Annotated in this window: 17 protein-coding genes, 1 tRNA gene and 2 pseudogenes; 7 read left to right on the top strand and 13 right to left on the bottom strand. The window is 68.3% G+C overall.

Annotated elements, in window-relative coordinates; translation table 11 throughout:
• Positions 1-688 precede the first annotated feature (688 nt).
• A pseudogene (locus RAN62_RS28395) lies at positions 689-814 on the top strand (site-specific integrase); the annotation flags it as partial.
• Positions 815-902: 88 nt separating this feature from the next.
• On the opposite strand, the gene RAN62_RS28390 reads toward RAN62_RS28395, so the two are convergent.
• The 3 genes from RAN62_RS28390 to RAN62_RS28380 form a co-directional block, all read right to left on the bottom strand.
• A tRNA-Lys gene (locus tag RAN62_RS28390) sits at positions 903-974 on the bottom strand.
• Between the two features lie 75 nt (positions 975-1,049).
• Positions 1,050-1,817, bottom strand: coding sequence for a calcium-binding protein (locus RAN62_RS28385; protein ID WP_305787837.1), 768 nt, complete (start codon positions 1,815-1,817; stop codon positions 1,050-1,052).
• Positions 1,818-1,899: 82 nt separating this feature from the next.
• Complete coding sequence (locus RAN62_RS28380) at positions 1,900-2,556, bottom strand: type 1 periplasmic-binding domain-containing protein (protein WP_305787836.1); 657 nt, start codon at positions 2,554-2,556, stop codon at positions 1,900-1,902.
• Positions 2,557-2,686: 130 nt separating this feature from the next.
• Here RAN62_RS28380 and RAN62_RS28375 point away from each other — a divergent pair, with 130 nt between their 5' ends.
• From RAN62_RS28375 to RAN62_RS28365, 3 genes are all read left to right on the top strand, one after another.
• Complete coding sequence (locus tag RAN62_RS28375) at positions 2,687-3,820, top strand: HupE/UreJ family protein (RefSeq protein ID WP_305787835.1); 1,134 nt, start codon at positions 2,687-2,689, stop codon at positions 3,818-3,820.
• Positions 3,821-3,924: 104 nt separating this feature from the next.
• A complete protein-coding gene (locus RAN62_RS28370) occupies positions 3,925-5,886 on the top strand; it encodes a purple acid phosphatase family protein (protein ID WP_305787834.1) in 1,962 nt (653 codons plus the stop codon).
• A 53-nt stretch (positions 5,887-5,939) separates the two neighbouring features.
• Positions 5,940-6,992 carry a WxL protein peptidoglycan domain-containing protein gene (locus RAN62_RS28365; protein ID WP_305787833.1) on the top strand — a complete coding sequence of 351 codons (1,053 nt, stop codon included), beginning with the start codon at positions 5,940-5,942 and terminating at the stop codon, positions 6,990-6,992.
• 100 nt (positions 6,993-7,092) lie between these two features.
• On the opposite strand, the gene RAN62_RS28360 is transcribed toward RAN62_RS28365, so the two are convergent.
• Entirely contained in the window at positions 7,093-7,551 is a 459-nt protein-coding gene (locus tag RAN62_RS28360) for a hypothetical protein (protein WP_305787832.1), read from the bottom strand.
• A gap of 454 nt (positions 7,552-8,005) precedes the next feature.
• On the opposite strand from RAN62_RS28360, the gene RAN62_RS28355 reads away from it, so the two are divergent.
• Positions 8,006-8,545 carry a hypothetical protein gene (locus RAN62_RS28355; RefSeq protein ID WP_305787831.1) on the top strand — a complete coding sequence of 180 codons (540 nt, stop codon included), beginning with the start codon at positions 8,006-8,008 and terminating at the stop codon, positions 8,543-8,545.
• Positions 8,546-8,554: 9 nt separating this feature from the next.
• Here RAN62_RS28355 and RAN62_RS28350 read toward each other — a convergent pair whose 3' ends face one another.
• From RAN62_RS28350 to RAN62_RS28330, 5 genes are read right to left on the bottom strand one after another with little or no spacing between them, the layout of a single operon-like run.
• Positions 8,555-8,839 carry a metalloregulator ArsR/SmtB family transcription factor gene (locus tag RAN62_RS28350; RefSeq protein ID WP_305787830.1) on the bottom strand — a complete coding sequence of 95 codons (285 nt, stop codon included), beginning with the start codon at positions 8,837-8,839 and terminating at the stop codon, positions 8,555-8,557.
• On the bottom strand, positions 8,836-9,654 hold the full coding sequence (locus RAN62_RS28345) for a metal ABC transporter permease (protein WP_305787829.1): 819 nt from the start codon (positions 9,652-9,654) through the stop codon (positions 8,836-8,838). The genes RAN62_RS28350 and RAN62_RS28345 overlap by 4 nt, the downstream gene beginning before the upstream one ends.
• Entirely contained in the window at positions 9,638-10,486 is an 849-nt protein-coding gene (locus RAN62_RS28340; RefSeq protein ID WP_305787828.1) for a metal ABC transporter permease, read from the bottom strand. The genes RAN62_RS28345 and RAN62_RS28340 overlap by 17 nt, the downstream gene beginning before the upstream one ends.
• The gene (locus RAN62_RS28335; protein ID WP_305787827.1) at positions 10,483-11,226 is read right to left on the bottom strand and encodes a metal ABC transporter ATP-binding protein; all 744 of its coding nucleotides are present in this window, start codon (positions 11,224-11,226) and stop codon (positions 10,483-10,485) included. The genes RAN62_RS28340 and RAN62_RS28335 overlap by 4 nt, the downstream gene beginning before the upstream one ends.
• 2 nt (positions 11,227-11,228) lie before the next feature.
• Positions 11,229-12,176 (bottom strand): metal ABC transporter substrate-binding protein, encoded by a 948-nt coding sequence (locus RAN62_RS28330; protein WP_305787826.1) that lies wholly within the window; start codon positions 12,174-12,176, stop codon positions 11,229-11,231.
• A 260-nt stretch (positions 12,177-12,436) separates the two neighbouring features.
• On the opposite strand from RAN62_RS28330, the gene RAN62_RS28325 reads away from it, so the two are divergent.
• Together RAN62_RS28325 and RAN62_RS28320 are read left to right on the top strand one after the other, a co-directional pair.
• Positions 12,437-12,652, top strand: coding sequence for a hypothetical protein (locus RAN62_RS28325; protein ID WP_305787825.1), 216 nt, complete (start codon positions 12,437-12,439; stop codon positions 12,650-12,652).
• Positions 12,653-12,826: 174 nt separating this feature from the next.
• Positions 12,827-13,066 (top strand): annotated as a pseudogene (locus tag RAN62_RS28320) (type II toxin-antitoxin system RelE/ParE family toxin); the annotation flags it as partial.
• Positions 13,067-13,108: 42 nt separating this feature from the next.
• On the opposite strand, the gene RAN62_RS28315 reads toward RAN62_RS28320, so the two are convergent.
• The 4 genes from RAN62_RS28315 to RAN62_RS28300 form a co-directional block, all read right to left on the bottom strand.
• On the bottom strand, positions 13,109-13,768 hold the full coding sequence (locus RAN62_RS28315) for a ribonuclease H family protein (RefSeq protein ID WP_305787876.1): 660 nt from the start codon (positions 13,766-13,768) through the stop codon (positions 13,109-13,111).
• 55 nt (positions 13,769-13,823) lie between these two features.
• Positions 13,824-14,195, bottom strand: coding sequence for a VOC family protein (locus tag RAN62_RS28310; RefSeq protein ID WP_305787824.1), 372 nt, complete (start codon positions 14,193-14,195; stop codon positions 13,824-13,826).
• Positions 14,196-14,255: 60 nt separating this feature from the next.
• Complete coding sequence (locus tag RAN62_RS28305; protein ID WP_305787823.1) at positions 14,256-14,597, bottom strand: histone-like nucleoid-structuring protein Lsr2; 342 nt, start codon at positions 14,595-14,597, stop codon at positions 14,256-14,258.
• Positions 14,598-14,763: 166 nt separating this feature from the next.
• Positions 14,764-16,767, bottom strand: a complete 2,004-nt coding sequence (locus RAN62_RS28300; protein ID WP_305787822.1) for a phosphocholine-specific phospholipase C — start codon at positions 16,765-16,767, stop codon at positions 14,764-14,766.
• Positions 16,768-16,830 lie beyond the last annotated feature (63 nt).

Below are 16,830 nucleotides of genomic sequence, written 5' to 3'. Positions count from 1 at the left end.
TCGGTTGCGCCTGCATACCACTGCCCATCCCGTCGGCCTTCGTCCACACATCGTGGGGCAGATAGGGCCTGCCTGGGCAAGGTGGAGCACCCGATGTCTGACCGACCTTGACCAGGCAGGCCCTATCTGCTCGGCTTCGCCTGGACGGAGGTTGACGGGATGGCACCCCATCCCAGAGATCGGAGTCCCCGCCGGAGGCATCATGCCGCCGCTAATCAGAACGCCCCGGAACTGCCGGCTACTTCGGCGGCCCGGGGCTTCCTTGTATGTCGCGCCCGCCGCTGGGCTGGAACCGCCGGGGTGCGCCCAGCGAAGCGGCCGGGCGCGGGGCCCCGAGCGGCGGGCCTCCGGCCCGGCCCTGCTGGGCGGCGCGAGCGGCCTGCGAAGCGGGCCGCCTTGAACCCGTATAGAAAGTTCTCACCGATTATTGGGAGCGAGCTCACCCAGAAGCGCGTCTCGGACGGATCGGGGATGTCGCGGATCTCGCGTTGGAACAGGGCTTACGACCCCCGGTGTGCGTAGCTGTGTGTATGGACGTGCTCGAGACCAACGCTGCGGTAGTACGCATGAAGCCGCTCGTTCGTACTCCAAGCATCGAGTCGGACCTACCGGCGGCCCTCTCGTCGGCCTAGTTCCTCCCCGAGGAGAAAGTAGCGTCTTACCGATTGCCTTACCGGAGTACTTCCTACCTGGGGTGGCGATGCAGATCCTGAGACACGCTCAGTTTTCGATCACGATGGACATCTACACCGTGGTCTCGTCAGCTGCCACCCGCGCCGCGCTCAAGCGACCCGGAGAGTCGCTGGACCAGTGATGCAGGGCCTACCGCTGTACTTCGCTGCTGTACGCGCCGCCCCGCCGATCTTCACCGGCTGCGGCAGGCCAGCTGACCTGCGTGTGAGTGGGCCGCCAGGGACTCGAACCCTGAACCTATGGATTAAAAGTCCACAGCTCTGCCATTGAGCTAGCGGCCCGCGCCGATCAGGTTACCTGACTCGCCCCCGGGGCGAGGGCTCAGCGGCGCGGTGCCGCTCTTCACATAGTTGCGGTCAGGAGGTGGCCTCGCACTCGACGATGTCGTCGCCGGGCTGGGCGGTGCAGGTGTCGGTCTTGGCGCCGCCGCTCAGGAAGTCGTATTCGTTGCCCCAGCCGAAGTCGTTGACGTCGGTGAGCTTGTCGTTGCCATCTTGGCCGTAGCTGCGGTCGCCGTTCTCGCCGCCGTCGATGGTGTCGTTGCCGGTGCCGCCGTAGAGGATGTCGTTGTTCCACTTGCCGTTGAGCTGGTCGTTGCCCGGGCCGGCCCAGAGGGTGTCGTTGCCGAAGCCGCCGTCGAGCATGTCGTTGCCGGCCTCGCCGTGGAGGATGTCGTTGCCCCAGCTGCCCCAGATGCGGTCGTTGCCCGGGCCGCCGTAGAGGGAGTCGCTGGCGTCCTCCCCGACCAGGGTGTCGTCGCCGGTGCCGCCGAAGGCGACCATGCCGATGCTGTAGATCTTGTTGATGACCGAGTCGTTGCCGTCGTAGGCGTAGACGCGGATTTCCTTGACCTTCTTCGCGGCGCCGCAGATGGCCTTGTTCTTTTCGCCCGGGAATTGCACGCAGCCCTTGCCCGCCTTGATGGGCTGGCGGTCGGCGAAGATGACCGGGTTCTCGCCGTCGCCGGTGATGACGACGGTGTTCTTGCCCTTGGCGGCCTTGAAGGTGATGATGCCGCCGGACTGCGTGACGGTCGACGTGGCCGCGGCGGCCTGGGCGGGCAGGGCGGCGGCGAAGAGCGCGGCCGCGGTGCCGATGCCGATGGATGTCAGGAAACGGATCATTTCGGCTACCCCCGTGGGTGATTTGAGGGAAGCAGCGTAATCCGGTCGGCCATCTTGTCCACACCGGACGTTCAGGTCGCGTTCATTGACGAGGGGTCAGCCAGATGACGATTCCGGTCAATTTCGAGAGTACGGCTGCCACGCCCGCCCGGATCGCGTCGGCGCAGCGGGCGGCGGTGAAGGACGCCGGGTCGTACGTGGAAGCCGAGCCCAGCCCCTCACCGCGGAACGACGCGCCCGCCCAGTCGACCGAGGTCACGTTGTGGGTCGGCTCGGCCAGCTCGGCCCCGACGACCAGGAACTGCTGGTCGAGGTGGTTCGGGGTGACGAGGGCGAGCGGGTCGATCAGGTCGTTGCCGGCGCTGACGATCAGGTCCGGGTGCATGTCCATGGCCTTGACGATGTCCGGTACGGGATCATGCCCGGCCGTGACCACCCGAAGGTCGGCATCGACGGCGCCCGCCCACTCCTTCACCGCCGTGACCAGCGCAGTCGTCGGCGCGTCGGTGCCCTTGGTGAGCAGCACCACCCGGTAGCCGACCGGCGGCCGGACGCCGTCCCACGAGCCCGGCGCGGGCGTGATCGTGGCCTCGGGCGCCGGGGTGCCCGTGACGAAGCCCGCCCCGAGCGCGCCCACCGCGGGAGGCAAGGGCCGCGGCTCGGGCCACGCGTCGCCGGAGCCGCACCCGGTGAGGAGCACAGCGGTGACCAGAGCCGAGGCACGGAGGAAGGGACGCACGGAGGCAGTCTTATCCGAGATCGGGGCCTCCGCTAAGTGATCTTGGCAGCTTGTCGCCGTCGGTTCGCCGAACGGTCTTCTCGCGTTCACCCCCGGCATGGAACGTGCTCTGGCCAAGTGAAGGAGCACCATGTTGCGACGCATCTCCGTCATCGCACTGGGGGTCGCTGCGACAGCGTTCTCCCTGCTGAATGCCCAGCCCGCGCTGGCGCACGGCTTCTCGTCGACCGTCTACGCGGACATCACGGCCGGCGACGAGGGGCATGTGCGGACGAAGCTGGAACTCGAGTACGACCTGTTCCTCGTCTCGGCCGCCGACACGCAACGCGACGACCCACTGTTCCGGTCGGGCACTCCCGCCTTCGAGGCCGGCGACACCAACGGCATGGCCGCGGCCCTCAACGCCCACGCGGACAACGCGGTGCGCTACGTCACGGAACGATTCACGATCGACGCCTGTACGGCCACCCGTGCCGGCGACTTCACGATGACCGAGCGCGAAGGGGTGCCGTACACCGTCCTGAATTTGGATTGGAATTGTCCTGGCGACAATCACGAGATCCGGGCGGAGCTGTTTCCCGACAGCGAGGGCTACATCAAGGACGTCAAGACCATCGTCACGTACGACCTCGGCGGCGCGAGTGGCAGCGCGGCGCTCGATCGCAATCACACCGAGTTCTCGATCGGGCAGACGTGGTACGAGCGCTTCGGCGAGTTCTTTCTCCTCGGCGCCGAGCATCTGCTCTTCGGCATCGACCATATTCTGTTCGTGCTCGCCCTGATCGCCGGCTCGCGACGGCTCAAGGAAATCGTGCTCGCCGCCACGAGCTTCACCGTGGCGCATTCCGTGACGTTCGTTCTCGCCGCGCTGGGACTGGTGGACGTACCCGCCAAGGTCGTCGAACCGGTCATCGCGCTCTCCATTGCCGTGGTCGCCGCCTGGGGCCTGTGGAAACGGAACGAGGAAAGCACCGGATGGGGCCGGCTCGCGGTCGTCTTCGGTTTCGGGCTCGTGCACGGCCTCGGCTTCGCCGGCGCGCTCGGGATCGACGAGGCCTGGTCGTGGACGCTGCTCTGGTCACTGGTCGTCTTCAACGTCGGCATCGAAGTCGTCCAATTGAGCATCATCGCCGTCGTCTGCCCGCTGCTGATGCTGCTCCGCCGGCGCGCACCCCGGGCCGGCCGCCGCGCCACCGTTGCGATTTCCGCCGGTGTGTCCGTCATGGGGCTGGTCTGGTTCGTCCAGCGCCTGGTCGGAGCCTAGGTCTTCCGGGACGCTCCACTCCCGATCTTGATCTTGTTCACGCGGCGTTCACGGTCCGCCTAAAGCTTGATCGTGCACGTTTCCTGACAGAGGACGGACCCCTCATGAGATCCACCAAAACACAGCGTCGTCGCGTGGCCGCCGGGGCCACCGCGGTGGCGCTGGGCCTGACCGTGGCCCTGGGCTCCGGCCTGGCCGCGCCCGCCCTCGCCGCCGACGCGACCCCGCCCACCAGCATCGTCCTGGGCGTCGGCGCCACCGAGCAGCAGCGCATCGTCACCTGGTACACCCCGGTCGACACCGCGCAGTCGGTCCAGCTGGCTCCCACGTCCGCCGTCACCAACGGCGAATTCCCGGCGTCCGCCGCGACCTTCGCCGCGCTCGGTGGGGCGAACATCGCCACGAGCGGCGGCTTCAACCGGCACGCGACCATCACCGGTCTCAAGGAGAACACCGCCTACTCGTACCGGGTCGGCAGCGACGCCGACGGCTGGTCGCCGGCGTACACCTTCAAGACGCAGGACTTCGAGGGCGACTACGACTTCCTGTTCTACGGCGACCCGCAGATCGGCGCCTCCGGCAACGTGGCCAAGGACCAGGCCGGCTGGGTCGACACCGTCAACGTGTCGCTCGCCGCGAACCCCGACGCCGAGCTCCTGGTCTCCGGCGGCGACCAGGTCGAGACGGCCAACACCGAGGCCCAGTGGGACGCGTTCCTCGCTCCCCAGCAGCTGAAGAGCTACCCGTGGGCGGCCACCATCGGTAACCACGATGTCGGCGGCAAGGCGTACGAGCAGCACTTCTACACCCCGAACTCGGACCGCTCGGCCGCGTACTACGCGAACGGCCAGCCGTCGTCCAACACCTCGGGCGGCGACTACTGGTACGTCTACAAGGACACGCTGTTCATCGACCTGAACAGCAACTCCTACCAGACGTCGACCGGTGGCGGCGGCGACGCGGCCCACGTGGCCTACGTCACCGACGTCATCAACAAGCACGGCGGCGACGCCAAGTGGACCGTGCTGGTCTACCACCACTCGATCTACTCGGCCGCCTCGCACGCCAAGGACGCCGACAACAAGGTGCGCCGGGTCGACTTCCCCGCCACCTTCTCGAAGCTGGGCGTCGACCTGGTCCTGCAGGGTCACGACCACGTCTACACCCGCAGCTACGAGATCAAGAACGGCGCGAAGGCCAACCCGGACGAGAAGCCCGGCGACTCGGACGTCTTCGTCGGCCCCGGCGGCGTCATCTACATGACGGCGAACTCGGCCTCCGGCTCGAAGTACTACGACATCACCAAGCCGGACAGCAGCGGCACGAGCGGGGCCGGCAACGGCGCCGACCCGCTGAAGCCGGAGAACTACTGGTACAACTCGGTGCAGAACCAGGAGCACGTCCGCTCGTACGTCAAGGTGCAGGTCCGCAGCGACAAGCTGGTCGTGCAGAACCTGCGCAGCGGTACGTGCGCCGCGCCGAACGCCTCGGTCGAGGGCGGCCTGAGCTGCTCCAACACCGAGTCCGGCCAGCCGGTCGGCTCGATCGTCGACAAGGTGACCATCCACCCCTACCAGGGTGACGGTCAGCAGATCCAGGTCAACGTCCCGACCGCCGCCCCCGGCGAGTTCGGCTGGACGATCGACGGCTACAACGGCCTCGTCGACCTGGGCACCGCCGAGGAGCACGCCGGCCAGTACTTCGGCGCGACCGGCGAGATCAACCCGATCCTCGTGTCGGACACCCGCCGCACGCAGGCGCCGTGGTCGATCGGGGCCAGCGTGAGCGACTTCAAGGACGCCGACAAGACCTTCTCGGGCTCGTACCTGGGCTGGGCGCCGAAGGTGCTCACCGCCGGGGCCGGCGCCAAGGTCGGCGCCCCGGTCAAGTCTGGCTACGACGACGGCGGCCAGGGCCTCGCGGTCTCGCGTGACCTCGCCTCCGCCGAGCAGGGCCACGCCAAGGGCACCGCCAAGATCGGCGCCGACCTGGATCTGAAGATCCCGGACACCGCCGACAAGGGCACCTACCGCGGCACCCTCACCATCACCGCACTGAGCAGCTGATTTCCGGGGGCGGGCACGGTGTGTCCGCCCCTTTTTCATAGACGGAGAAGAAGATGTCCCTCATCCGCACCGCCGCCATGGCCGTCCTCACCGCCGCGGCTGTCGTCGGTCTGACCGCCGGCCCCGCGCTGGCGCAGAAAGAGGAAGGGGACGTCACCTGGACGGTCCGAACCGCCTCGAACAGCTACGGCGCCGACCGCTCCAGCTACAGCTACGCCGTCAACCCCGGCGGCACCCTGAACGACGCCATGATCGTCGCCAACCGCGGCAAGACCCCGCTGGCCCTCGACGTCTACACGGCCGACGGCTACACCACCGACACCGGCCAGCTCGACCTGCAGGTCAAGGGAGCGAAGCCGGTCGCGGTCGGGACATGGGCCAAGCCCGCCCAGGTACGCGTGACAGTCCAGCCCGGCAAGACGGTCTCCGTCCCCTTCGCGGTCACCGTGCCCGACAACGCAACACCCGGCGACTATGTCGGCGGCATCGTCACGTCACTGACCCAGCCCGACCAGTCCCAGAGCATCAGCGTCGAACGCCGCCTCGGCATCCGCATCAAACTCCGCGTCGGCGGCGACCTCGCCCCCGCCCTGAGCATCGACAACCTGGGCATCAACTTCCACGGCACCGCCAACCCCTTCGCCGCCGGCGACGCGACCGTGCACTACACGATCCACAACACGGGCAACACCACGCTGTCGGCGCAGCAGGGGGTCGAGCTCTCGGGCCCGTTCGGCTGGTTCAAGGTACGCGCGAAGGACATCGCCGCCCCGCCGGAGCTCCTCCCGGGCGAAACGTGGCAGATGTCCGTACCCCTGAAGGACGTCTCCCCGGCCGTCCGCCTCGCCGCGACCGCCACCCTGACCCCCCTCATCACCGACCCGTCGGGCTCGACAAGTCAGCTCGCCACCGTGAAGGCCACCGCGAGCGCGTGGGCCGTCCCGTGGCCGCTCACCATCCTGGTGATCATCCTCGTCGCCGCCGTCATCGCGACGATCGTGCTGACCCGCCGGAACCGTGCTCGTCGCAAGCAGCGCGAGGACGCCCGAGTCGCGGAGGCTGTGCAGCAGGCGCTCAAGGAGAAGGAAGCCCAGCTCCCCGCGTAACGAAATCCGAAGAAGCCCCCGGACCACCACGGTCCGGGGGCTTCTGCACGCGTTGACACGTGCAGATACCACCGAAGGGTCACTGGAGCAGCGGCAGCAGTCAGGAAAAGTCGTGGCAGTACTTGCCGTTGTTGGTGGACCAATAGGTCGGGATCTCCGGTCCGACCCCGTGACTGTTGGTGACAGTCAGCTTGAGGCAGGCGCCCTTCGGGCCGTGATCATTGGCAGCGCGTTTCGTCTGCTCTTGGACGATGATCGCCGTGACTTCACAGTAAGCGCCGCCGACACCCCACGTCACATAGCCCAGCGCGCCACACACCGCAAAGGTAGTGGAATTGACACCCAGGCCGTTCCTCGAGAAGTAGTCGTCCAGCATCTTGGTGGACTCGCGAGTGACGTAGTAGCTGCACGTCGCGTACCCACAGTTCTTGTTGGCAATGCCGAGGTGCAGGTCGTCGCCGTTGCCGTAGTCGTCGGCTGACGCCGGCGCGACCGACAGGGCAAGCCCGGCAATGACTGTTGCGGCCATCACGACAACCCTGGAAGCGAGCTTCTTCATCGTTCCCCCATTGGTGAAATGGCGCAGCCGTGGTGGATTCCTCCATTGTGGGACCTGGCCCCTGGCGAGGACAGGCCTGTCCTTCGTCCGAGCTAACACAGCCGGCGTTGGGACCGAGCTTTACGGAGCCGCCGCCGATCCCGACGCCCAGGCGGTCGACGACGCCCAGCGCTCGTACGCGGGGCAGTATCGGCGCAGAGAACGGCGCCTCCGGAACCGTGACGAACACGATCGGCCGGCCGGAGAACGCTGACGACCGCGGATAGTGATCACTCGATGGCATGAATGGGGAAGCCGGTCATCACCGGTCCTGAGCTGGGGCGTTTGGCCGGTCAGGGGAATAACGACCTGACGCTCCCAGGGGAGGCGCCGAGCTGTGCCGACGATTGAGCACTGGCGGCAGGAACGCCAAGCGATAGGCACGTTCTGGATCGCTGTGCTCAGCGTCCCGATCATGCTGATCAGCTGTCTGGTCTTCCTCTGGCAGAAAGCCGAGGACGCCATCAACAACAGCCGGCTGCCCGAGCTTCGGAACGGTTCCTACACGCTGGCGGGCTATCCACCCGACCCGTACATCCGCGCTGACGGCATGGCCGTCGACATGTTCATGATTACTTTCACCCGCGTCGTCGTGAGCGACGATGCGGTGCGGATCGACGCGGTCGCGACGAACATCACCACGAAGAAGCAGGAGCTCGACTGCAGCGACGGGGGCAACAACGCCATCAATCAGTGGAGTCTGCCGACGGTGTTGTTCTCCAGCGGCCGGGATCGGGTCGCCGGCGGGTCCGCCCGGTGCGAGAAATCCGACGACAGCATCATGGTCAAGCGGCACGGCAGCACGAGGGTCGTGGCCGAGTTCAACCGCGACAAGCGCTTCACAGAGGACTTCGTCGTTCGCTGGGGCGTCTGCCTCGGCACGGACCGTGAGTACGCGTGCAACCGCTACACGACCGAGCACGCGGTCGACCTCGCATCGGCGGAGAAGTCCTGACGGCAACGCTCAGCTGCCCGCGTAGTGCAGCACCTCGGCCAGCAACCGCCTGGTCGCCTCCCCGCGCAGGGCGTAGAACACGTTCCGCCCTCGGCGTTCGCGGCGGATCAGGCGGGCGTCGAGCAAGAAGCGCAAATGGTGGGCCACCGCCGTCGGGTCGGCGTTGATTTCGTCGGTGAGGGCGGCCGGGGTCAGCTCGCCGTGTTCGCGCAGGAGGATGAGGATGTGCAGGCGGTGCTCGTACGCCATGCCGCGCAGCACCGCCACCGCCCGCGACAGGTCCGGCGCGCTCATGTCGCCGCCGCCGTCATGAGGGGCCGGAGACGAGAAGCGACCCCCGACACGATCAGGATCCCCGTCGCGGCCAGGGTGATGCTCGCGCCTGCGGCCACGTTCCACTGGCTCGATGCCCACAAGCCGCCCAGCCCCGAGATCACGCCGAACACGACGGCCAGAGCAGTGACGATGGACAGCCGCGTCGACCACAGGCGGGCTGCCGCTGCGGGGGCCACGATCAGGGCCAGGGCGAGGATCGTCCCCACCGCCGGGACCACCGTCACGACCACCACCTCGATCGTCAGCAGCAACAGCAGATCCCAGCGGCTTGTCGCATAGCCGGCGGCACGGGCGCCCGTACGGTCGAAGCCGACGAAAAGCAACGGCCGCGCGCAGACCGTCAGGACCCCGGCCACCAGGACCAGGACCGTGGCGGTGACGATCAGGTCGGACGGGGAGACGGTCAGGATCGAGCCGACCAGGAACGATGACAGATCTCGGCTGAAGCCGCTCTGGGTAGCGACCAGTCCGGCGCCCAGCGCGAACCCGCCCGACACCATGACTCCCGTGGCTGCGGCGGCGTTCTGTCCGCGGGCCCGGCTCAGCGCCGCCACAGCACAAGCGACAACGGCACCCGCCACGATGCCGCCGGCGTAGATGTTGACGCCGATGATCGAGGCGGCCACGACGCCGGGGAACGACGCGTGGGTCAGGGCGAGCGTGAAGAAGGACAGCCGGCGCAGCACCACCTGCACCCCGATCAGCCCGGCGAGCGCCCCGACCAGCATCACTTCGAGCGTCGCCCGGTGCAGGGCGTCATCCCACCAGTTCACGACGCGAGCCCTTCAGGAAAGACAGCAACAGCAGCACGACATAGGAAGCCACGAGCAGCAGCACCACCGCGGAAGCGCTCGTCAGCGACACCCCGTAGTCGATCGACGCGGTCCAGCTCAGCCACAGTCCGCCGTACCCGGAAAACAAGATCAACGCAGTCCCCACCGCGGCCATCACGGGGAGCCGGGCCGTCACCATGCGGGCGGCCGCCGCCGGGACGACCAGCAGGGCCACGACCAGGATCGTGCCCACCGCGCGGACCGCGGCCACCACGACCAGCGCGACCATGAGGTTGAGCCAGAGGTCGAGCCAGGCGATCCGATAGCCGGCCGCCGCCGCGCCCGCCGGGTCGAACGCGCGGAAAACCAGCGCCCGCGCGCCGATCGCCAGCAAGGTCAGGATGACGACGGCGAGGACGGCCGTCTCGGCGAGTTGCTGCGGCGTGACGGTCAGCAGGCGTCCGAACAAAAAGGACGTCAGATCCGAGGTGTACGAGGACCGGCGCGACACGAGCACGACCCCGAGCGAGAACATCGCCGTCAGGACCACGGCCGTCGACGCGTCGTCGGAGAGGCGGCCGCCCCGGGTCAGCAGGGTCAGCACCACCGCGGTGACCAGCGCGGCGACCAGGGCTCCCACGAAGAGGCCCTCGAGCCCGCCCGCCACGAAGCCGATGACCACGCCCGGGAACACCGTGTGGGTCAGCGCGTCGGAGACGAACGACAGCTTGCGCAGGAAGACGAACACGCTGACGGGGCCGCAGATCAGCGCCAGCAGGGCCACCTCGGCGAGGGCCCGGGCCATGAACGGGGCCTGGAACGGTTCGATCACGGGTCGACCAGCACAGTCCGGCCGTCCGCGAGATCGATGGCGTGGCCGCCGTACGTGAGCCTGAGGTTGTCGGTCGTGAGCGTCGTGGCCGGGGGTCCGGCGGCCCACTGCCGCCCGTTGACGAGGCAGACGATGTCGGCGAGGTCGCGGGCCACGGTGAGGTCGTGGGTGCTCAGTACGAGCGCGGTGCCCGTTGCGGTGAGCTCGCGCAGCACACGGAGGATGGCTTCCTGACTGACCACGTCGACGCCGTTGAAGGGCTCGTCGAGCAGCAGCAGCTTCGGCTCCGCCGCGATCGCCCGGGCGAGCAGGACCCGCTGGCGCTGCCCGCCGGAGAGCGTGCCGAAGTGCTTCCCGGCCCGGTCGGCCAGACCCACAAGATCCAATGCCGCGCGTACGGCCTGCCGGTCGGCCCCCCGCGCGGGCCGCCACCATCCGATCCGCCGGTAGCGGCCCATCATCACGACCTGGGCGGCCGTGACCGGGAAGCCGGCGTCGAGCGCATCGGTCTGCGGCACGTACCCGACCTGGTCACGAGCCTCGGCGGGCGCCCGGCCGAGCACGGTCGCCGTGCCGTCGAGCACCGGGACCAGCCCGAGCAGCGACTTGATCAGCGTCGACTTGCCGGCGCCGTTCGGCCCGACGAGCGCCAGCCGTTGCCCGGCCTCCAGGGTCAGGTCGACGCCCGTGAGCACCGGCCGGCCCTGGTAGCCGACGCTCACCCCGGCGTAGCCGAGCATCGTCAGCCCGCCAGCGCGGACGTGATGACCTCGGTGTTGTGCTGCTCGGCGGCCAGGTAGGAACCGTCCGGCCCGAGGCTGTCGCCGAAGAGGGCGTCCTCGCCGGAGACCACCTTGACGCCGGCCTGCCGGGCGATGGCCTCGGCGCTCTTCGCCGGCAGTGAGCTCTCGGTGAAGATGGCCTTGGTGCCGGTCGCCTTGATCTTCGCGACCAGATCGGTGAGCTGCTGCGCGGAGAGCTCGGCGGACGTGTCGAGGCTGGGGATCACCGAGCCCACGAACTCGATGTCGTACCGCGCCACGTAGTAACCGAACGCGTCATGGTTGGTGACCAGCTTGCGCTGCGCCGCGGGGATCTTCGCGAAGGCGGCCTCGTTGTCCGCGTCAAGCTTGTCCAACTGAGCCGAGTACGCCGTGAGGTTCTGCCCGAACGCGGAAGCCCGTGCCGGCTCGGCCGCCGCCAGCGCCTTCTCGATGTTCGTCACCATGATCTTGGCGTTGCGCGGGTCGTGCCAGATGTGCGGATCGTGCTCCTCGCCTTCCTCGCCGGCGTGCTCCTCCTCGCCTTCCTCGTGCTCGTGGCCCTCGAGCAGCGTCACGCCCTGGCTCGAGTCGACCACGGTCCCCTGGAAGCCGGCCGACGAGATCGTCTGGTCAAGCCACTCCTCGAGGCCGACGCCGTTCTTCACGACGACCTTCGCCTGGGAGATCGCCTGAAGGTCGGCCGGGGTGGGCTCGTAGTCGTGCGGATCGACGTTCGGCTTGATGATCTGCGTCACCGCAACGCCGTCTCCGCCGATCGCGCGCACGAAGTCGGCCACCTCGGGCGTCGTCGCCACCACGGCGAGCTTGGACCCGGCGTCCGCACCGGCCTCTTCCCCCGAGGAGCCGCAGGCCGTAAGAAGAGAGACGGCCGCGAGGGCCACGAAAGCACGCTTGACTGGAATCACGATTACCACTCCGATCCTGAGGCCCGTAACGGTAATCGTTTTCAAATTTTATCGTCTAATCACAAGATGACGATGTGTTCATATCCGGCCGACGAGCGCCGTCCCGCCGCCGCGATCGTTGAGGCTGCGCGCGCGCCGGCTCCCGGGTCCGGTGGGTCGGCTGTCGGGCCGAGCGGCAAAGACCTGGCGAAGCGGTGGCCGAGGTTCGGTAGACGAACGTCCGGTGCCCGTCCGGCTGCGGCGCTGGCATCATGACGCCCATGCCGAAGTCCGACATTCGAGCCAGCCTGGGACTGCTCGACGCGCTCTGGGTCCTTCTTGCCACCGCCGCTGGAGGCTGGGCCGCAAACTTCGGCGTCGGCCTGCTCTGCGGCGTTGCGATGGGCGCCGCGCTTGGCGTGTGGCGGCTCGTCCAGATCCAAGCTCAAATCTTGCAATTGCGTCAGGCCGAGTTCTTCTCCGACGACGAGGCGTGACGTCAGTCCGGCTTGTCGTTCTCAGCAGCGTCGCCCTGGACAGTCCGACTGGTAGACCCTCTGCGCGCCCCGGCTCCCACGTACCACAGGGTTCGAGTGCCTGGTGGCCCACCTTCATCCTGGCCTGGGGAGTTGTTCCGGGCGATCGGCGCGGTGCGCGAACTGCTGTTGCTCATGTTTAGCCCAAGCTATAGTTGGGCCCTGCCTCAGGATGTACCTCGTCGGTGGTCGATCAAGACTACGTCTGATGTGCGTGCCTGGTTACGGGCGTTACGCCAGGCGGATCCGGATGTCTTCCGGTCGGTTAACGTCGCCATCGACATGCTCGCGGAGACCGGGCCGGCGCTTGGCCGCCCAATGGTCGACACCCTTCAGGGGTCAGTTATCGGGAACCTCAAGGAGCTGCGGCCACGTTCGGGCCGAGACGTCGCGCAGGTGGTCGAGCGTTCAGGAGTCTTACCGGATGTTGTGGCCGGCGCAGCAGATTTCGCATGCGCCGCGGCCGGCGGCGATGGCGTCCACGGTTGGTACCCAGGTCAGGTCGGAGCGGACTCCGCCCCGCCGCTCGAGGCGTCGCCAGCCGTCGTGGAGAGCGGCGCAGCCCTCGCTGAGGTGGAAGACGGCGCCACCGGAGGTGATGGCGACGCGCTCCGGGCGTGGGGCGGCCGACGGCCGGCACTGCCAGCACTGGCGGGTGATGAGGTCGTGGATGCAGCGGGAGTCGAGTCGTTGTGCGGCCTCGAGCAAGCCGGCTCGCGCCAAGGCGCCGGCCCGTTCGGCTTCCGCGCCGGAGGTGTCATTCCCGACCCACCGGACCTGATGCGGCTGGGCGGCCGCGGACAGGCGCGATCCGAGGTCGCGGTAACGACCGGCAAGGGCCTGATCGGCGTGAACATGCACTGCGGTGGGCCGGGTCAGCCGGTCGAAGGCCTCGGCCACCGCGGTCAACAGCAGCCGGTCGGTGGATGTCGGAGCGAATGCGGCGCCGTGCAGCTCTCGGCTGTGTCTTCCGTACTGGAGGACGACTCCCCAGCCGCCCGCAGCGCGATCGTCGGCGCATGTGCCGGCAGCGAATATGTCGACTGCCTGCTGTCGCTTTGCTTGCCCGTCCGCCATTCGCGACACCCCCGACTACAAATTGTAGTTCGTCGATGTCAAGGGCGGGGCGGCGTCAGCGTTCGGCGGCGGAGCGGGTGAGGCAGAATTCGTTGGCTTCGGGGTCGAGGCAGACGATCCAGCCGTTGCCGTCGGGGGTGCGGTGGTCGGCTTGGATGCGGGCGCCCAGGGCGAGGAGGCGGTCCAGCTCGGCGTCGCGGTTCTGGCTGCTCGGCTGGAGGCAGATGTGGACGCGGTTCTTGATGGTTTTGGGTTCCGGGACGGCCTGGAAATAGAGGCGGGGGCCGTGCGGGGGTTCGATGACGACTTCGGTGTCGGCGGGGGTGGAGCCGGGGCTCACCGGGTGGCCGATCACCTCGCTCCAGAAGTGGGCGAGGGCGTAGGGGTCGGCGCAGTCGAAGGACACGTTGCGAATGAAGGATGTCACGGGGGCCGAGGATAAGTGGCCGGCGGCAATCGGGGGGATTGCCGCCGGCCGGGGAATGCGTCAGCGGTTGTTGTAGGCCGTGACGATGTTGGCCGGGATGCGGCCGCGGTCCGACAGTTCGTAGCCGTTCTGGGCGGCCCAGTCGCGGATGGCCTGGTTCTGGGCGCGGCTGGTGCGGGTGGGGGCCGACTGGGCCGGGGCCGGAGCGCCACGGCGGACGCCGGCGCGGCTCACGCGGGTGGCCACGGTGACGTAGGGCTCGAGGGTCTGGCGCAGCTTGGCGATGTTCTCCTCGGAGAGGTCGATGGTGTAGGCGACGCCGTCCAGGCCGAATTCGATGGTGCGGTCGGCCGTGCTGCCATCGATGTCATCGGTCAGGACCGTGATTATCTGCCGTGCCACTGATGTCTCACTCTCGGTGCCGGGAATGCTATTCGCCGAGAACGATACCTGTCACGACAATCACGGTTAACGGCGGCTTAACCGTCCAAATAAGACCGTCCCGAGACAGTCTCTGGACCGGCCCGAGGCCGTCCCGAGGCCGCCATACGAGACCGTCACACAACCGTCATGCGAGACCGCCCATTGCCGGATCGGTGATGCTGTCCTTGCCGTTCTCGAGATGCCCGGCCACCTGGTGCTCGAGCCCCCCGGCAGCGGTGACGCGCAACCCGTACCAGCCGTGGGCGCGCACCACCGACCAGGACTTCTGCTCGGTCTCGCCGGGGCGCAACGAAATGGTGACGGGATGGGTGCCGTACGTGTCCCGTACGGTCAGTTGCAGCCGGGCCGCCCCGGAATTCGTGAACGCGACCGTCACTTTCTCGGCCCGGGTGTCGTATCCGGTCCGTACGCCCAGTGCACCGCCCAGGAACTGTCGGTAGAAGCCGTTGGGGCCGTGCACTTCCACGCGTTCGCGGACGGGCCACGTACCGGAAAGTGTTTTGCCCGGCTCGACCGTATAGGTGCGGATGTCGTCGCCGGCGCGGGTCTGAAAGACGGCCGTCGCCTGGCCGGTGTTGCGGAAGGTGACAGTGCGGGTGTCGCCGGCGACCGAGGCGTCCGCGTGCAGGGCGTAGGGCAGGGCGCGCGCCGGGCGTACCCCTCGCTCCTGCTTCGGCAGTTGCTGGTCGGCCGGCGGGACCGGGGGCTCGTCGGGATGCCGGACGAGGTCGGCGGGCTGCAACGTCGCCGGCAGCTGCACGTGGCGGGACCGGTTGGGGTTCTTGAAGTCGAAAGCGCTGGTCAGGTCGCCCGTCACGGCCCGGCGCCACGGCGTGATGTTGGTCTCGCGCGGGCCGAAGCGCCGCTCCAGGAAACGGATCAGCGACGTGTGATCGAAGAGCTGCGAGTTCACCCAGCCCCCGCGCGTCCACGGCGAGACGACGATCATCGGGACGCGGACGCCCAGCCCGTACGGGCCGGCGGGGTGCTCGGCGTCGCCCGGGAAGATCTCGTTCGTGGTCGGGACGGTCGAGAAGCCCGGGGTCGGCGGGACGAGGTGGTCGAAGAAGCCGCCCTCCTCGTCGTACGTGATGAAGAGCGCCATCTTGCTCCACACCTCCGGGTGCGAGGCGAGGATGTCGATGACCTGCGACACGTACCAGCTGCCGTAGTCGGGGGTCCAGTTCGGGTGCTCGGTGTACGCCTCCGGCGCCACGATCCACGACACGGCGGGCAGGCGTCCGGCCGCCACGTCCGCTCGGAAGTCGCTGAGCAGCGCGGACGGATCACGGCCGAGGGCGTTGACGTTCGTGCCGGTCTTGGCGCGATCGGCGAGCGGGGTGCCGGGCTGCGCGTTCTGGTACTGGTGGAAGTAGAGCAGCGAATTGTCGCCGTAGTTGCCGATGTAGGGATCCTGGGTCCAGCCCCACGAGCCCGCGGCGGTCAGGCCCAGCCCCACGTCCTGATAGATCTTCCACGGGACGCCGGCGCGCTCGAGCCGCTCGGGATAGGTCGACCAGTCGTAGCCCGCCTCGTCGTTGTCGACGACCGGTCCGCCGCCCCGGCCGTCGTTGCCGACCCAGCCGGTCCACATGTGGTAGCGGTTCGGGTCGGTCGGGCCGAGCAGCGAGCAGTGGTAGTTGTCGCAGACCGTGAAGGCGTCCGCCAGCGCGTACTGATAGGGCAGGTCCGCGCGGGTGTGGTAGGTCATGGTCGTGACGCCCTTGTTGGGCACAAACCTGTCGTAGCGGCCGCCGTTCCACGCCGCGTGACCGTCGTTCCAGCCGTGCGGCGGGTCGGGGAGGAACGTCGACCCCACGTCCGGGACGTCCGGCCGGAAGGGGAGCAGGTCCGGGCCGTTGGCCTGCGGCTGATGCCAGACGGTACGGCCGGAGGGCGTACGCATCGGGTGGGGGTCGGCAAAACCCCGGACGCCGCGCAGCGTGCCCAGATAGTGGTCGAACGAGCGGTTCTCCTGCATCAGGAAGATCACGTGCTCGACGTCGGCGATGGTGCCCGAGCTGTGGTGGGCCGGGATGGCCAGCGCCTTGTCGAGACCGGAGGGCAGGGCCGCCGCGGCGGGGAGGCCTGCCATGCGCAGAAAGGTACGGCGATCGACCGTGGACATGCGCGCACGCTAGTCCGCCGACATGGAGCGGAGGTAGCGCATTGATGACCTTTGGTGGCGCCG

It is taken from the genome of Symbioplanes lichenis, assembly GCF_030709675.1.
Lineage (GTDB): Bacteria > Actinomycetota > Actinomycetes > Mycobacteriales > Micromonosporaceae > Actinoplanes > Actinoplanes lichenis.
Note: the sequence above shows the minus strand (reverse complement) of the source record. Positions and strands in the feature narration are given on the sequence as shown.

Bases quoted from the DNA above. Each gene is read 5' to 3' on its own strand.
- RAN62_RS28385 (WP_305787837.1), bottom strand. From the start codon at position 1,817: ATGATCCGTTTCCTGACATCCATCGGCATCGGCACCGCGGCCGCGCTC.
- RAN62_RS28375 (WP_305787835.1), top strand. From the start codon at position 2,687: ATGTTGCGACGCATCTCCGTCATCGCACTGGGGGTCGCTGCGACAGCG.
- RAN62_RS28370 (WP_305787834.1), top strand. From the start codon at position 3,925: ATGAGATCCACCAAAACACAGCGTCGTCGCGTGGCCGCCGGGGCCACC.
- RAN62_RS28365 (WP_305787833.1), top strand. From the start codon at position 5,940: ATGTCCCTCATCCGCACCGCCGCCATGGCCGTCCTCACCGCCGCGGCT.
- RAN62_RS28360 (WP_305787832.1), bottom strand. From the start codon at position 7,551: ATGAAGAAGCTCGCTTCCAGGGTTGTCGTGATGGCCGCAACAGTCATT.
- RAN62_RS28355 (WP_305787831.1), top strand. From the start codon at position 8,006: ATGCTGATCAGCTGTCTGGTCTTCCTCTGGCAGAAAGCCGAGGACGCC.
- RAN62_RS28350 (WP_305787830.1), bottom strand. From the start codon at position 8,839: ATGAGCGCGCCGGACCTGTCGCGGGCGGTGGCGGTGCTGCGCGGCATG.
- RAN62_RS28335 (WP_305787827.1), bottom strand. From the start codon at position 11,226: ATGCTCGGCTACGCCGGGGTGAGCGTCGGCTACCAGGGCCGGCCGGTG.
- RAN62_RS28325 (WP_305787825.1), top strand. From the start codon at position 12,437: ATGCCGAAGTCCGACATTCGAGCCAGCCTGGGACTGCTCGACGCGCTC.
- RAN62_RS28315 (WP_305787876.1), bottom strand. From the start codon at position 13,768: ATGGCGGACGGGCAAGCAAAGCGACAGCAGGCAGTCGACATATTCGCT.
- RAN62_RS28300 (WP_305787822.1), bottom strand. From the start codon at position 16,767: ATGTCCACGGTCGATCGCCGTACCTTTCTGCGCATGGCAGGCCTCCCC.